This is a genomic window from Legionella fallonii LLAP-10 (assembly GCF_000953135.1).
GTDB classification, from domain to species: domain Bacteria; phylum Pseudomonadota; class Gammaproteobacteria; order Legionellales; family Legionellaceae; genus Legionella; species Legionella fallonii.
In genome coordinates this window covers 210,221-227,970 of record NZ_LN614827.1, presented here as the reverse complement: position 1 = coordinate 227,970, position 17,750 = coordinate 210,221, and the positions used below count along the sequence as shown (strand labels likewise).

The window sequence follows — 17,750 nt, the reverse complement described above, 5'->3', positions numbered from 1 at the left end:
TCATATAAAGCCCCTAAATAGGCCCCACTTTAGAGTAGGATTTTGGGGGCTTTTATTGAATCTTATAAGACAAAGATTAGACGAGATAAGCCTTTATATCAAGGCTTGTAGGATGTTTTTGGATGTCTTAGGAAGTTAATATGGTGGAGGCGGCGGGAATCGAACCCGCGTCCGCAAATCCTCTGCCTTCAGCTCTACATGCGTAGCCTTGTCATTTGATTTAACTGTGGACTCTCCGACAGGCAGGATGGTACACAGCTACTCCCTGAGTTTCGCATCGTAACCCGGGATAGATTAGGACACTAGCTTATCTTCTATGACCGTTGATTCGATACCGATAAGCGAGCTCGGTCAACGGGGCACTGGGGTTAAAGCCAGTACACGTTATGGTTTAACTAAAAAAGATTAAGCAGCTTGCGCTACTCCTTCAAGATTAGCTACGCCATCGAAGTTTTCTTCGTTTGCATTTATATTTAGTGAGTCTGATTTACGAGAGTTCTCATTCTCGGCATGCACTTCCGGTTTTGCAACCCACGTCGAAGCCAGGTCGCCCCCCGATTTGTACACTTTAAGTATAACATAAAATAGGACTATATTAGCAGTCTTTGCATTAAATTCTTATCTATATAGAAATTTGAGGGGAAAAAAGAATACTCCCCACGTTGATGTTGGGGAGCGTTATCGAAATATCGTGCAAAAAAGCACGGTATTTCGATGGCAACTCGTCTGCTCATATTATCTTTGCTGAATTGCATTATGTCTTAATAACGCATCTACCGTTGCGGGACGTCCTCTAAAGGCAACAAAAGCCTCAGACGCTTTCTTGGAGCCACCGGCTTCTAGAATATGGCTTAGAAAATCAAGTCCGGTTTTGGGGTTAAATACTCCTTCTTCCTCAAAACGAGCAAACGCATCACTAGATAAGACCTCGGCCCAGCTGTAACTGTAATAGCCTGCCGCATAGCCTCCACCAAAGATATGGCTGAAACTGTGTTGGAAGCGGTTGTAAGGAGCAATGGGGATCACATTAGTTTTAGTACGAACTTTAGCTAAAGTATCAGAAACCAGCGCTTTTCTTTCTGCATCGAAATCCTTATGGATCAGAAAATCAAATAATGCAAACTCTATTTGCCTTAGCATAGCCATGGCAGATTGAAAGTTCTTCGCGGCCATTAAGCGTTCGAATATGGTCTCCGGAAGCATTTCACCGGTGTCGACATGAGAGGTCAGCATGGTGAGAGCCTCTTGCACCCAGCACCAATTTTCAAAAAACTGACTGGGTAATTCCACTGCATCCCACTCAACTCCGTTAATACCAGAGCCGCCCATATAATCCACTTGCGTTAAGATATGGTGCAAACAATGGCCAAACTCATGGAATAAAGTAATCACTTCATCATGAGACAGCATTGCGGGTTTATTGGCTGATGCTTTAGCAAAATTACAGCTTAAGGTCGCTATGGGTAATTGCACATGACCATCTTCTAATTTTCTTCTACTTTGCAAAGAATCCATCCATGCGCCACCACGTTTATTGGGTCTTGCATATAAATCAGTATAAACATAACCACGAACTTGGTTGTGTTGATCAACAACACAAAAACATTGCACGTCTTTATGCCAAACATCAACACCATCAATTTCTTGAATCGTCATACCGTATAGCTTTTTAACGATATCAAACAAACCTTGCATTACTTTAGGATGAGGAAAATAAGGACGTAGTTCTTCTTGTGATAAAGTATAGAGATCTTGCCTTCTTTTTTCCGATAAATAACCTACATCCCAAGGCTGTACCTTATCTAACTGGAATCTCTCTGCCGCAAACTGCTGTAATTGTTTAAATTCTTCTTTCGCTTGTTCGCCAGCTTTTTTGACCAAATCCTCCATAAAGTTAATCACTTGATTGGAAGACTCTGCCATTTTAGTAGCCAATGACAGCTCAGCATAATTATGAAACCCTAGAAGCTTGGCCTGTTCATGACGCAGAGCCAGTATTTCGTCAATCAAAGCTGTATTATCGAATTGTCCTGCATTAGGTCCCTGCTCCGAAGCTCTAGTGACATAAGCTTGATAGATTTCTTCCCGCAAACTCCTGTCTTCTCCATAAGCCATTACTGCTTGATAACAGGGATATTCTAACGTCAATACATGTCCCTCTAGACCTTTTTCAGTTGCCAATTCTTTAGCCGTATTTAATGCGTGCTCTGGTAAGCCAGCCAAACGTGCCGGATCAGTAATCTGTAAGGTAAAGGCTTGAGTTGCATCAAGAACATTATTTTGAAATTGGTTAGATAATTCATCTAAACGTGTTTGTATGGCCTCAAAGCGTTTTTTATCTTCCTTGGATAAAGCAACTCCTGATAATTCAAAATCCAGAAGACTGTCCGCAATAATTTTTTGTTGTGCGGCATCTAAGTGCGACGTATCTATGGATTTAATCGCTTCATATAACTTCTGATTTTGCCCTACGGCCGATTCATACTCTGATAGTAAAGGTAAACATCCTTGGTAACATTCGCGTAAGGCTGGTGAGTTCATCACCGAATGTAGATGAGATAATGGAGACCAAAAGCGCTCTAGTTCATCAGATAAATCATCCAAGGGATACATTAAATTATCCCAAGTGTAATGGCGATTGGTTTCTAGCAAGGTTTTAATTTGCTCTAGATGACCTTTTAGCATGGCATCAAGATGAGTTTTAAATCCATCTACATCAATATGGCTAAACTGGGGTAATCCAACGATTGCAGACATGTTATACCTTCTAAAATTATGGTAATTAGAAGCATAGCATTCAATAGACCTCTTTCCAAACGCTACTGTAGTGGGGGTAATTGAACGCCTAGGTTTCAAGCGCGTTCATTGATAAGAAAAGAACCTAATCAATAAGTTAAACTCAGCAACAAGGAGAACATATCGCTGAAGGAGATGTATCTTCCAATTCAGGGGTTGGCTCTTTATCGACAAGCATGGAAGAAGGTACTTTCTCTTTTTGAGCAAAAAAGCCCAACTTACTGACGTTAGCAGGCTTCTCGACTATGTCATTAGGCCTATGCTGCTCCAGCATTTGCGTTAGTGTATAACTGGCCACCCAAACAGCAATTAAGAACGCGGCACCAATAAAAGGAATAACCGGGCTAGAAACCAAAAAGGGAAGAGCAAGGCTCATGGATAAAAATACAGCAACTGCATTAGCCACAGAAAGCCATAAACGTAATTGCTCAAATTGTATTCTATGGGTAATATAGTTTTGATACTCTTTGATTGCTTGCCGACTCTCTTCGTTTTCTTCTTTTCCCCACAGCGCAGTATAGTACTCCTGCAACTCAAATAAGCGGTTCAATTCAATATAAGCTCTAAAACTAGTATTCGCGATATCAAAAGCAAATGCCGCGACGGTAAGATAAATAGACACAGGAGCTAAGGGACCGATAAACAAGAAGCAATTTAACAGACCGACCGTAATCCATACCACATCATTACCTAACTCAAACCAACGACGTTGTATTTGCGCTACAAAACGAGTGCACCAATCAAGGGATTTTTCTTTTTCCTCCATCCAAAATCCTGGTATGGTATGCTTGAGCAATAAGAACATATTGGTTACAAAGCGAGGAAGGAAAAAGCACCAGGCTAGATAAGCGAAAAAAGGGTTGGTGTATTGATCAAGCATCGCCACAAAACGACTGTATGCTTCCGATCCAGTTCCCACCAATTCCAATAAATTGAATAGCCGTTTACTACGTGTCAAAAGCAGCCGGAACCAATTGGCCAGCGCAGTATTCTCCCGAACAAGCTGGGAAAGAGATAAACCCACGTCAACGTTTTCAGTATTGGGACTTTCTGTTGAAAAAGAATAACCAGCCAGTTCTGTTAACATGGAACGATATATTGCTTGGTGTCGACGTAAACGAGCTACTTCGCGGGGAACAGCTAAATAATGGTGATGCAGTTGCTCTAACAGTTCAGCTATCATTAAAGCAGCGGTCAACTGCTCAATGAGATGTTCTTTTTTAACGCGCTCAGGGAAGGAAAGGTTATGTTGTATTTGACTGCATAAGATACTATATTCCATATTGACGACAGGGTGCATGGCAACCAGCTTAGTATAAAGCTCTGGCCCTAGCTGTTTGATACTCTTATCAAAAGACCAATGCTGTGGCTGCTGCTCTGCAAACAAAGACAGATTCAAAAAATTAGATTGTAAGTGTCTAATAACTGGTGTCATATTTCCCTAAACTGTTTTTTAGATATTAAATCCATCCCCGAACAACGCCTCGCAGCTTGTTCTCAAGGCATAGAGACGGCTCCAAAGTACGGACTGAAAAACCTAAAGGTAGATCATTATTCCTATATTTTTATTATCTTTTCCACCCTGTTTCAAACCCGAATAGTTGAAAAACAGAGTGATTATTGCAAAAAATACACAAAAAGTAAAATTTTGAAAACATTGCGCTATAAAATTTACATTAGTCTCGACTAAAGTTAAACTGTTTTCTTGATGAATTATGCCTTCTGAGCGACAATAAGACCCTCAGTAAAATGCCGAAGAGTACGCATGAATCTTTCTAAAGAATTAGCTAATGCCTTGCGCATATTAAGTGTCGACGCTGTAAATCAAGCGCAATCAGGACATCCGGGAATGCCTTTAGGAATGGCAGATATAGCAACGGTTTTATGGAAAAAATTCTTAAAATTTAACCCTAATAATCCGTACTGGTTTGATAGAGACCGATTTGTCTTATCTAATGGCCATGGCTCAATGCTGCTTTATTCCTTACTGCATTTAACCGGTTATAAATTATCCATAGAAGAACTCAAAAATTTCCGTCAACTTAATTCTAAAACGCCTGGGCATCCAGAGTTTGGGCATACGCCTGGAGTAGAAACGACAACGGGGCCATTAGGACAAGGCTTAGCCAACTCCGTAGGTATGGCCATAGCCGAGAAGCTCCTTGCCAATCACTATAATCGTGAAGATATGAATTTGGTAGATCATTATACTTACGCTTTTGCCGGCGATGGCTGCCTAATGGAAGGTATATCTCATGAAGCCTGCTCTCTTGCAGGAACTTTGGGTTTAGACAAACTTATCGTTTTTTACGATGACAATGGTATCTCCATTGACGGTAACGTGGAGTATTGGTTTACCGACGACACTGCAGGACGATTTAGGGCATACAACTGGCAAGTAATAGGCCCTATAGATGGCCATGATATGGATGCTATAGAGCAAGCTATTATCCAAGCTCGTTCCAATACCACCCAGCCAAGCCTAATCATTTGTAAAACCATCATTGGCCTAGGTTCATCGGTTGCCGGAAGTGAAAAAGCACACGGGGCTCCTTTAAGTGCCGACGATATAGTTAAAGTTCGTCAATTTTTTAATTGGCACCATGCTCCTTTTGAAATTCCAGATACTATTTATAAAGGCTGGAACCATGGCAAACAAGGTGATGAAGAAGAACAATGCTGGTTAACCATGTTGCAAAAATACCAACAACGTTATCCTGAGGAACATTTTGAATTTTTACGCCGTATTAATGGCGATTTACCAGATTCTTGGCAAGAAAAAACTACTGCCTTTTTAAATCAATGCCGTAGCAACGACAAAGCCATAGCAACGAGAAAAACATCTCAGCTCTGCATCGAACATTTTGCCTCGTTATTACCAGAAATGTTAGGAGGCTCAGCTGATCTAACCGGATCGAACAATACAGACTGGTCAGGCAGTAAAGCCATTACTCCTCACGACTTTTCGGGTAATTATCTCTATTATGGCGTACGAGAGTTCGGCATGGCAGCTATAATGAATGGTATAGCAGTACATGGTGGATTTATTCCTTATGGGGGAACATTCCTCGTTTTCTCTGATTATGCCCGTAATGCGGTTCGTTTAAGCGCATTAATGAAACAAAGAGTCATTTATGTATTTACCCATGACTCCATTGGTCTAGGTGAAGATGGGCCCACCCATCAACCTATAGAACATGCGGCGATGTTACGCATGACCCCCGGTATGACTGTATGGCGTCCAGCAGATCTCATGGAAACAGCTATTGCATGGCAGCAAGCTCTGGAGCATCATAATGGCCCAGCGTCATTGTTGCTCTCAAGGCAAAATTTACCTGCATTGCCACATCGTGCGGATGCTGCCGTATTGATTAAAAAAGGGGGTTATATTATTGCTGACTGCGAAGGAAAGCCCGATGCTATCTTAATTGCAACAGGTTCTGAGGTTCATTTAGCACTAGCTGCCGCAGAACAAGCAAAAGCACAGGGGCTTAAAGTAAGAGTGGTCTCTATGCCGTGCGGTGAGCTGTTTCTAGCGCAAGACAGTAAGTATAGAAATCAGGTATTACCCAAAGAAGTACGCCTACGTATAGCAATTGAAGCAGCCAGCAGCGCTTATTGGTATCAATTCGTTGGCTTAGATGGCGCAGTGATTGGTATAGACCGCTTTGGTGTTTCTGCTCCAGCGGCTAAGGCTTTTGACTTTCTGGGCATTACTGTTGAGAAAATAATAAATACATTAGATACATTAACTAAACAAACCATTGTGTAACACGTTATACCCTTTGTAATTTACAAGATATACACTTTAACTCGGAGAAGTACTATGGCAATACGAGTCGCGATTAATGGCTATGGCCGCATTGGTCGTTGCATTTTAAGATCGATTTTTGAATACAATAGACAAAATGAATTTGATATCGTTGCAATCAATGACTTATCAGGTATTGATATTACCGCACACCTTACTCGCTTTGATACCACCCACGGTCGGTTTGCATCAGAGGTAAGCGTTGAGGGCAATATGCTGGTTGTCGATGGGCATGCGATTCAAGTTCTTGCTCACCGCGATCCCAAAACCCTACCATGGAAAGAACTTAATATTGATTTGGTCTTAGAGTGTACTGGCTTTTTTACCAGTAAAGAAGCCGCCATGCAGCATATTACTGCCGGAGCTAAAAAAGTATTAATTTCAGCTCCTGGCAAAGGAGTTGACGCAACTATAGTTTATGGCGTCAACCATACTGCGCTTAAAAACTCGGATATTATTGTTTCCAATGCGTCGTGCACTACTAACTGCCTGGCCCCTGTTGTTAAACCATTAAATGATGCACTAGGTATTGAGCATGGTTTACTTAATACCGTCCATGCCTACACCAACGATCAAATGCTATTAGACGGTAGTCATGAAGATCTGCGCCGTGCTCGTGCCGCTGCTCAATCAATAATCCCTACGAAAACAGGTGCCGCTTCTGCTGTAGGTCTAGTATTGCCAGAATTGGCTGGAAAACTCGATGGTTTCGCTATGCGAGTACCCGTTCTTAATGTGTCTGTTATTGATTTAACGTTCACTGCTAGCCGCGATACAACAGTGGATGAAGTCAATGATTTGGTACGAAAAGCAAAAAGCCGAATATTGCAAATCAATGAAGACCCATTGGTTTCTTGTGATTTTAACCACAACCCTGCCTCATCAATATTTGATGCCACCCAAACTAAAGTATTTGGTAATTTAGTAAAAATAGTTGCTTGGTACGACAATGAATGGGGATTCTCAAACCGTATGCTGGATACAGCACACCAAATGATGAGTTGCTAAGGATCTCTAATGAATCTGATAAAAATGAGCGATATAAACCTAAAAAATAAAAGGGTTTTAATTCGTGAAGATTTAAATGTGCCAATTAAAGATGGGATAATCACCAGCGACCAAAGATTGCAAGCCGCATTACCTACGCTAAAAGCAGCTCTTAATGCAGGAGCTGCGGTGATGGTGCTTTCACATTTAGGCCGTCCAGAAGAAGGTACGTTTGATAGTCGATTCTCCCTACAACCTATCGCGGATTATTTAAAAGAGAATCTGAATTATCCGGTCAGATTCATTACTGATTACTTGGATGGAATCGCGATACAACCTGGTGAATTAGTCGTTTGTGAAAACGTCCGTTTTAATCCCGGGGAAAAAAATAACGATTCCGATCTGGCGAAAAAATTAGCTAAGCTCTGTGATGTGTTTGTTATGGACGCATTTGGGACTGCTCATAGGGCTCAAGCGTCGACTTATGGCGTAGCCCAATATGCACCTGTTGCTGTTGCAGGGCCGCTACTAGTCAAAGAATTGGAAGCCTTACATAAAGTGCTACAAGCTCCAGAAAAACCTATAGTCGCTATTGTCGGTGGAGCTAAAGTTTCCTCCAAGCTTAGCCTATTAAAACAGCTAGTTTGCATGGTGAATTATCTTATTCCCGGTGGCGGGATTGCTAATACATTTCTCAAAGCTCAAGGTTTTGAAATTGGTGTTTCCCTTTATGAACCCGAGCTTTTGGATGAGGCGCGCGCAATAATTGCCTTAGCAAAAGAAAAAGGATGTGTGATCCCTTTACCGACTGATGTGGTAGTTGGCAAAACCTTTAGTGAGCACTGTCCTGCCTTTAATAAATCATTAGCTCATGTTGCCATTGACGATATGATTCTTGATATTGGCCCCGATACCATTAGCAATTATCTTGATATCATTGATTTAGCTAAAACCATCATATGGAATGGCCCTGTAGGCGTTTTTGAGTTCGCTCAATTTGCCTATGGAACACGGGCACTGGCCATAGCAATCGCAGAAAGCGATGCGTTCTCTATCGCCGGAGGCGGTGATACTTTAGCCGCAGTCGATCTCTATGATCTGAATCAGCAAATTTCTTATATTTCCACAGGAGGTGGGGCGTTTCTGGAGTATTTGGAAGGAAAAACCTTGCCAGCCGTTGCCATTTTGCAGGAGCGAGCTAAAGATGTTACGCCGAACTAAAATAGTTGCCACTTTAGGTCCCGCAAGTAAAGACCCTTCAACGCTGCGTGCTATGCTCAGCGCGGGGGTCGATGTCATTCGAATTAACTTTTCTCACGCTGCAGCCACAGCTCTTGAACTGATCACCTCCGCGCGCAAAATTGCCGAAGAGCTAAATCGCCCTTTGGCAGTTATGGCGGATTTACAAGGTCCAAAAATACGCATAGGCCGGTTCAAAGACAAATCCATTACCTTAGTTGATGGCCAATTCTTTACTCTCGATTGCTTAGCTACTGACGTATTAGGCGATCAGCAAGGGGTCTCTGTAGCCTATCCTAACCTAGCCAATGAACTCTCCGTAGGCGATCATTTATTACTCAATGATGGTGTTATTGAATTAGAAGTAATGCAAATCAACGTCCATAAAATTCATTGTCTGGTCATAGAAGGAGGAGTTTTAACCGACCTTAAAGGATTGAATCGTAAAGGTGGCGGTCTGGCTGCCAGAGCTTTAACGGAAAAAGACATTGAAGATATGCGCACGGCAATAAAAGCAGAAGTCGATTACATCTGCTTATCTTTTGTGAAAGACGCTGCTGACATTCTCCATGCGCGCAAATTAATGCAAGAATTTGGTGCCCTCACAACGCCCATTATTGCTAAGATTGAACGCACAGAAGCTCTAGAACAACTGACAGAGATTATTCAAGAAGCTGATGCCATTATGGTTGCTCGGGGTGATTTAGGGGTTGAAGTCGGTGCGGCGGAAGTTCCTGCGATTCAAAAACAAATTATCGAGCAAACTCGTCTTCTAGATAAAGTAGTAATTACTGCGACGCAAATGATGGAGTCGATGATCAGTTGTCCGCAACCAACACGAGCGGAAGTATCTGATGTAGCCAATGCCATCCTTGATGGGACTGATGCCGTAATGCTTTCTGCTGAAACGGCTAGTGGTCTTTATCCAGTGAAAGTGATTAGCATGGTCAACAAGATCTGTTTAAGTGCCGAAAAACATGCTAGCTTTTTCTACGATGCCAATGCAGAAAGCTGCCATTATCAACGAGCCGATCAGGCTATAGCAATGGCTACTATGCATGCGGCAAACCATTTTCCCATTCAGGCAATCATCACGCTTACTGAATCAGGTGATACGGCGTTGTGGGTATCTAGACAACACGGTACGGTACCTATTTTTGCAGTTTCCGCCAATAAAAGAACCATTGGCCGCTTAAGTTTAGTCAATAATGTCTACCCTATCTATCTCGATTTTCATCAATTCAAGCTGGAAGAACTGCACCAACAAGTAATTAATGAATTAGTTAACTTAAAACACTTAGAGAATAAGGGTTATGTTTTATTAACTCGCGGTCAAAGAATAGGAATGCCAGGCGGAACCAATTGCATGGAAATAATACACATCGAATAATATCATTCTATTTATCACCTATTTGCCCTGTTCTTGCGCACCATTAGTTGAGTACAATTTATGGCGCGCTTTGGGGCGAGCAAGCTCAATTAAACCAACGGTAGGTACACCAGAAATAGCTTAATTGGCCAAGTTATCTCTTTCTTTGGTCAAAATAACTTTTTTATTGTCTAGAAAATCACTAACCAAAATTAATATTACCTTAATATTTATCAACCATAATGGATGTATATTGGACACAATCACTCAAGTCCTTCTTTAACTTCTTAACTTGAGGCTATGTAATATGTTAAATAATCCAGAAGTAGAATCGCTTATATCAGATGATGCAATAAATGCCAGAAAAAATGCAGCAACAAATCCTACAGATGTAGGCTTACTACTACAAAACCTTGGCACTGATGAAGTTACTATTGAATTAGGTGCCCTGACGGCAGCTGAGATTAGCTCCAGAACAAACGAAATAAAACAAGCCTTATTAAGCTTAATTCATAGCCCTACAAAACGCCTCATCATTCATGGCGATGCCATGACAGAAGATCAAGCTAGATTTATTTTGAACTATTTACAAGAGCCTGAATCAGCACTCTTTGCTGTTGAAATCACTCTTCCAGCTCATCTTGAACAAAATAAAATACAACTTGAACTTGATAATCTTATTTCCAACCATTCTTTAGAAAAAAATAAAAAGCAAATTACTGGTGCGCTACCATCAGCAGAATTAGATCCACAAATTATTCAAGAAGCTCCCAAAGGACGTATACGTCCTAAAAAGGTTAAACCCAAAATTGAGATTACTTTATATGAAGAATCTACTCATGAGAGTCCTAAAGCAGAAGAAACTGTTGTTAAAACCAAGACACCTCCTCCCACATTAGTTGAGCCACCTAAACTTGAACGCTCACCAATGGCAGCACGTATTATTAATGAACTACTGTCTCAAGATATATTCAAGGCTGAGAAAAATATCTGGGAGCAAATTACTAACCGAAGCGATGCGCAAGTATTTAGAAAAACATTTCCCAAGGCCCGAACCGCACGCACGGAAGATCACCCCATATACTATCTAGTGCGTAATAACGAAGCACTGAAAAATAAATTAAATCATTGGACTGAGACACTTAAACTAGGTATTGAACAATATGACGCTCTCTTGGATGTCGTGGGTCAATACGGCCCAGAAGGACTTGAGTGCTTGTTTAAGACTTGGGAATACGATAGTGACCCGTACAAAACAGCAGCCTTTCAGGAGTCGCATGCTCTGCTGCTAAAATACATGCCAAGCTACTTACCCGTCATTCAAGATAGCGCTTTTAATGAAACAATTTCAAAAATTGCTAACTTAAATGCAGAAAAAAGAAGTTGGTGGGTCGCTCTAATAAAAAACCATGTTGATATCACTAAAGGATACAGTGACTTACCTTATCTATTTAAAGTATTCACTGAAGCTACTGTAGCCATTGAAGAAATGGGCTTACCCTTCTACAACATCAACACGATTCAATACAAGAAAAATCTTCCTACAACGCTGTCTCACATGATTGCACTGCTGCAAAAATGTCCTCCTCAAGATAGAGAGGTGCAGTGGAAATGTATCAGCAATGTAGATGTTTCCGAACAAGCTGATGTGCATTTCATTATTCCTGAGATGAAATTAGGAGAACAACACCCTGATTTGGCAGAAATGAAAACGATCATAGAGCGTACTCCTGAGAGTGCTCCTGAGCGTATCAAACCCGCTTTTTATCGCTTTCTTGCTCAGCAAAAACAGCACCTGCCGCTGAAACAATATGAACAAATTTTAAATGAGATTCTTTCCAATACAGTGCTCACCAACCAAAATAAACTGCGCATGGTCTATGTTTTAGCAAAAGCAACGAGTACTGACAAAGACACCCCTTTAGATGTTGAAAATGTTTATAAAGAATGGAATATCTTCCAAGTTCGAACACTAGAGCTCGCCTATATGGAGCGTATCAAAGCAAACCGTAGTGGTTTAGCACGCTTTGCCCTTACACAAGGTATAGAGTCAGAAGGGGGATATCCAGAAGTACGTAATACAATACTAAAACCTATTATGGACATGCCATTAGTTCCTCCAATGAGTTATTTAAATAAATTATTAACGCTGTCCGAATATCAGTTTTTAAGCCCGGCGCTATCGCTTTTGGATATGAAATCCGTACAAAAGGATATGTTGGTTAAAATGGACAAAGCTGCTGCATTATACGGTGACTACCCTGATGCGATGAGCAAGGCAATACGCCTTATCAAGACAGAAACAGTAAAAGCAAACGCGCAAGGACAATTTTTCCCGGAAACAAAGGATGTGACACTTTTAGAACAATTTGTTAGTTCTAGTACAACACTGATTGATAAAAAACATAATACGCTCAGCAAAGAGGAACATAATCCACGCCAGGTATTGCTCCCCTTACTCACTACTTTTCACTTAGAATATGAATCAAAAGATAAGCTCGAACAACTCATTGAGCGTTATAAAGAGCGCGTCACAGGGATTAAAAAGCCGAACTACAAAGACATCATTCAAGATTTGCTGCCTTATGGTTTATCTCTATTGCAATTGATCAAAGACAGAGCACAGCCTAACCGATTAGATCTTAATACCCTCGATAAAATTCAAAATGAACTCTTAGACATACTGTGCACGCCACAGCCGGTGTCCAAAAAGCAAATACGTGAATGGTTGCATCAGCGCTATGGAAAACATTTTGATGGCAATATTTTGCTTGATATTAAAGATGAAGTGAATTTTGATGTACTCTTTGATAGCCTGGATTGCCATCACAAGGAAACACGACGAGCTATAGAGACTTTGGCTAGTTACTTTGATGAGGATGAGGAAAAAGGTTACCATACGCAACTAGTAACAGATTTGGTAGCGCTAACGAATCAATTAATTCCTGAACAAAACGCCAAATTTTTTGAGTATTGCCTAGACGCTCTTAAAACAGATGGAATATTATCACGTAACAAGCAAGACAGACCACCAACCTATATACAACAATTTAGAACCCTTGTTCAGACTCTAACTTCGAACAAAAATATTGCAGCATTAGAACAGTACTTGATTATAGCTCGAGAACGCGCACTGCATGGTGGAACTGACCGAAATAATCTGGCGAAATGCGATTATTTGATTAACATTCTCTTTCCAGCCCTCTTAAGTAAAAATATAGAACGTAAGGAAGCATTCAATTTTGCGGCGAACCTGGTCTGCCAAAGTCCATTACAGGCATTACAAAGCGCCCATGAGCAAGTAAGTTTCGCAGCGACTATAGATCCCACCAGCTCCGAATTAAATGATTTAGAAAAACAAATTCAACACTTTAATACCGATGACAAAACCCTTCATGGTTTATTGGAAATTCGCAATAAAATTGAAGCACTTATTGCACTAGCACCTAATGATACGAATTATTTTAAACAGTGCCGAAAGATTCGAGATCTGATTGATAAAATAAACTCTGCCGCTGAAGAAAGGACTGCAGAACACAATAGTAGAAATTTATTAGTAAAAGCGTGGCGTTTTGTAACCAATTTCGGCAGCTATTCTCCAAGCATTATGAAAGATGAATTTTCTAGCCTAGACAGTGAAGGCCTCTCCACATTAGCAGCTGATACTCAAAATGATGTAAAACAACTAAGACTCAAGATGAATACCCGTTTTCAAGACGTTGTAACTCATCTTCATGATAAAAAAGAAGAATTAATTAGTAAATACGGAAATATCACCATTCGTGCCAATGACTTCATTGCAAAAGCCCTATCGCTTTCACCCAATGATATCAGCAAAAATCATAATGAAATCTGTCAATTAATCGACGATTTGATTCTTCTTGATGACCAAAATCTTGTCCTGAGCTTAATGTATCATTATGTTGGTGGCCTACCTGGTCGAGGTGTTAAAGACTTAGTGGCTCTGTTTAATACACCTGACTACCAATCATTAAATAACACCATTAAAAAAGATTTTATTAATGCCGTTATCTCCCAAATGAACAATAATGTGAAATGCGGCAAAGAAGAAATTAACGCCTTTCTCTCCTTTATTTGTGCCAATAAAGAACAACAAGTGGTCATCGATTGTTTGCATGATTTTTATCAACAAGCTCCTTATCCCCCCTTAGAAAAATTTATGTCGTGGACCCAAAACTCGACCAATCGAGAGGATTTAAATAGAACTTATGAACAGTTTGATAAAAATCCTTGTGCATTACCGAATGGTCATGATGGGCGTGAAAAAGAAAATGGATTCAAACTGGGTGAAGCAAAGCGCATTGTAGCAAAAATGCCTGAAGTACAAGAAATATTTACACAAGAATACCTCTTAGACATTGAGTCTCAATCTGAGAAGGCTAAAACCTTATCGACGGAATCCATCTTACAGCAACTCAAAGACTATAAAAATACATCGCATGCAAATCATATTGAGTTGGTCATGTTGGCTGCTGAATTGCTGCATCGCTGCAAAGGTCGCACTCCTGAGTTTGTTGGTGATGTTCAAATACCTGGACGATCATTTGAACTAAATACCACTCAAATTATGGCTATTCTTTCTATGCTTGAAACGGGAAGAAAAGTCACAGCTGAAATTGGAACCGGCGAAGGAAAAACACGTATCCTTATGCTTATAAACGCCTGCCAATTTCTTAAAGGCAATACGGTCGATTTTCTTACCAGCAATCTTGCTCTTGCGGAACGCGACTATCTTGAATCACTGCCCTTTTTTAAATCGTTGGGCGCTGAAGTTAATTTTATTACCGCCTCATCCAAAATTGAAGATTATAAAATTGGCGGTATTAACGTCTCCGATCCTGCCAACTTATTCTTATTCCGCAAGAAAGGCCATATGCAGAATAAAGCAAATCAGGTCATAGATCCTAACAAAGAAAAACGTACACTGACACTCGATGAAGCAGATGTAACCTTCTTCGATGTTTCAAATACAAAATATAATTTTGCATCCAAAACCCCCAAAATTAATATTAAGCTCGTTCCATTTTTCCCATTACTCATGGAATTTTTTGCGCAAGGCGAAACGGAAAAAACCTACCTTGAAAACAAAAAACGCTGTACGGAGCAACTCCTTGATTTTATTGAAGCAAGAAATCCAGACCTATTTAATATTGTAAAAACATTTAAAGTAGAACAATTAGAAAAGTGGCAGGATGCGGCTTATAGTGCTCGCCATCTTGAGTACAATATTGATTATTCCGTTGTCTCAGAAGCGACTATTTCAACTGACTTAGGCAGTAAAAAAGTAGCTGCAGCAATGTGTCTTATCGGCGGTCGTGTTAATGAGAATGCCAGATTCTCTGAGGGTGTTCATGCCTGTTTGCACGCTGAGCTTAATCGTTTAATGAAAGCACCTGACTCTGAGGTGATTAATCCTTATCTAAAAGAAATTCTGGAAAAATGTAAGAGTAAAGGGCGTCAATTCGATATAGCTCCTGAACGACAAATCGCCTCAACCACCTCAGCCAATACTATGCTTAAGGATTATGATAGAGGTAATCTCATGGCAGTGACTGGTACTGTAGGCACCGAGCTGGAACAAAGAGAAGCGAAAACTTATTTTAAAACAAAATTCATTTACGTGCCGAGGCATAAAGGATTACATCGATATGATCGCCCCATCATTATTTGTAACAATGATAAAAATTGTATCGATACGTTTGTTACTTCTATTCTGGAAGCACGCGCAAAAAATGAGCCTACTTTAATAATATGCAAAGATGACAATCAATCCAGAGAACTTTACGATGCGTTACAACGCCGCCTGGAATCAAACAAAGATAAGAACGGCTTACCTAAAATTACCCGTATTCATGCTGCCACTGATTATGAAGATGGAATTTCTGAAGCCGAGTATATCAAAAATGAGGCAGGTAAACCGGGACAAGTAACCATTTCAACGGAGATGCAAGGTCGCGGTGTGGACATTATACCTGGTCCAGCAGGATTAAGGGTGCTCCACGCTTATCTTCCCAAGGACGAACGTGATTATATTCAAGGAGTTGGTCGTTCAGGTCGCTTTGGGCAAATTGGAACGACGCAAATGATATTAACGGTAGACTCATTAAAACAGGATTTTGGGATAGATTACCTTAATACCGACTTTTATTTAAATCCAGAAGCATTCATTAGACGCCTGCAAATTTTCTCAACCATTACGAAGAAGCTTCATCGATTATTCTATAAAGGCTTTGATGATCTTTTGGGAGCTTATACCAAAAAATATGAAAAGCTCCTACTCGAAGATGAAGAGTCAGCCGAATCCTGGAGCCAGTTCCTAGAACAAATTAGTCTTAGCCAGGAAAATGCTCAGCAAGCAATTGAAGCACAAATACAACAGAAAGAACCCAATATTAGTGAAATTGAAGAAAAACTTGCTGAGCATTGCCAAAAGGCAACAGAGCTATGGAATAAATTTACTGAAAGCTTGCCTGAGGCTAAACGAGCCTTACTGGGAAATAACCAGCCTCCAGAAATGAAAAAGCCCAAAGAGTTAGAAGCATGGCTTAAGACGATGAAAGAATTGCAAGAAAAAAATATGCATCAAGTTGAAGTCATCGAAAAGCGAACCGTGAAAATTCATGAACGATACAATGCCGCTAATGATGGTCGTGTCAGTATTCTAAAATATCCAGCTGCTTTTATACCCAATCTCACAGCCTGGTGGAAGGGACAAGGAAAATTATTTCCCAATTTACAATCATGGTGGAAAGGCGATTTAGGCTTTAGAGATATGTTTGCATTCTCACGCAATTTCCAGGCTTGGTGGAGAGGTGAAGGTATCTTATTCCCTAATCTGCAAGCCTGGTTAAGTGGCAATTTATCCTTTAGAAACATGATAAGCCAATGGCCGATATTCCGATACTTTATAACACCAGTAGAGGAAACACATGAGGTTAAAATAACCATACCATCCACCTATGCCTATTTTTATAAACATCCAGAATTCATAGATGAAGAAGAGGCTGAAAATGATGCATTAGTTGATCCGAAACTCATAGCCGAAGAAAGCTCAGAAAAGGATTCATTAGTTGATAGAGAACCAAAACATCATCAATCGTTATTTGCCAATACGGATAAGGTGAAAGCAGGTACTGATGAGAATCGGTCGGAAATAGAAAATTTAAATGATACTTCCGCCCCCCAAAAATAACTATACGATTAAATAGAGGCCGGCAATTCCCGTCAAGAAAGTTCAGTGCCAACAAGTGATTCATGAATTAGTTAACTTAAAACACATTGAGAATAAGGGTTATGCTTTGTTAACTTGCGGTCGAAGAAGAGGAACACCAGGTGGAACCAATTGCATGGAAATTATTAGTACGTCGAATAGATTGCTGAACAACAAGTACAGATCGGCTCGTTCCATCACCTCTTTTTTAGCTCAGTTTGGATTATTTCTTTCCTAAATGCCTTGGAAGATGGCACTATTTTTGCTATTCTGCGCAACTTTATTAAAGCTATATTAATTGATTTAGTTTTATACAA

At 40.4% G+C, this 17,750-nt stretch carries 7 protein-coding genes and 1 other RNA gene; 5 read left to right on the top strand and 3 right to left on the bottom strand.

Annotated features, from left to right (window positions below; genetic code table 11):
• Positions 1–141: 141 nt before the first annotated feature.
• The 3 genes from ssrA to LFA_RS00880 form a co-directional block, all read right to left on the bottom strand.
• Positions 142–555: a transfer-messenger RNA gene (ssrA, locus tag LFA_RS19140) on the bottom strand.
• Between the two features lie 180 nt (positions 556–735).
• A complete protein-coding gene (locus tag LFA_RS00885) occupies positions 736–2,757 on the bottom strand; it encodes a M3 family metallopeptidase (RefSeq protein WP_045094520.1) in 2,022 nt (673 codons plus the stop codon).
• Between the two features lie 142 nt (positions 2,758–2,899).
• Positions 2,900–4,231, bottom strand: coding sequence for a hypothetical protein (locus tag LFA_RS00880; protein ID WP_045094519.1), 1,332 nt, complete (start codon positions 4,229–4,231; stop codon positions 2,900–2,902).
• A gap of 330 nt (positions 4,232–4,561) precedes the next feature.
• Between LFA_RS00880 and tkt the strand changes: the two genes are divergently transcribed.
• The 5 genes from tkt (at position 4,562) to LFA_RS00855 (ending at position 17,415) form a co-directional block, all read left to right on the top strand.
• Complete coding sequence (gene tkt, locus LFA_RS00875) at positions 4,562–6,568, top strand: transketolase (RefSeq protein WP_045094518.1); 2,007 nt, start codon at positions 4,562–4,564, stop codon at positions 6,566–6,568.
• A 54-nt stretch (positions 6,569–6,622) separates the two neighbouring features.
• Positions 6,623–7,615 carry a type I glyceraldehyde-3-phosphate dehydrogenase gene (gene gap / locus LFA_RS00870; RefSeq protein ID WP_045094517.1) on the top strand — a complete coding sequence of 331 codons (993 nt, stop codon included), beginning with the start codon at positions 6,623–6,625 and terminating at the stop codon, positions 7,613–7,615.
• A gap of 9 nt (positions 7,616–7,624) precedes the next feature.
• Entirely contained in the window at positions 7,625–8,815 is a 1,191-nt protein-coding gene (locus tag LFA_RS00865; RefSeq protein ID WP_045094516.1) for a phosphoglycerate kinase, read from the top strand.
• Entirely contained in the window at positions 8,799–10,223 is a 1,425-nt protein-coding gene (gene pyk, locus LFA_RS00860; RefSeq protein WP_045094515.1) for a pyruvate kinase, read from the top strand. Before LFA_RS00865 ends, pyk begins: the two co-directional genes overlap by 17 nt.
• 286 nt (positions 10,224–10,509) lie before the next feature.
• Complete coding sequence (locus LFA_RS00855; protein WP_065814351.1) at positions 10,510–17,415, top strand: preprotein translocase subunit SecA; 6,906 nt, start codon at positions 10,510–10,512, stop codon at positions 17,413–17,415.
• The last annotated feature ends 335 nt before the right edge of the window (positions 17,416–17,750 follow it).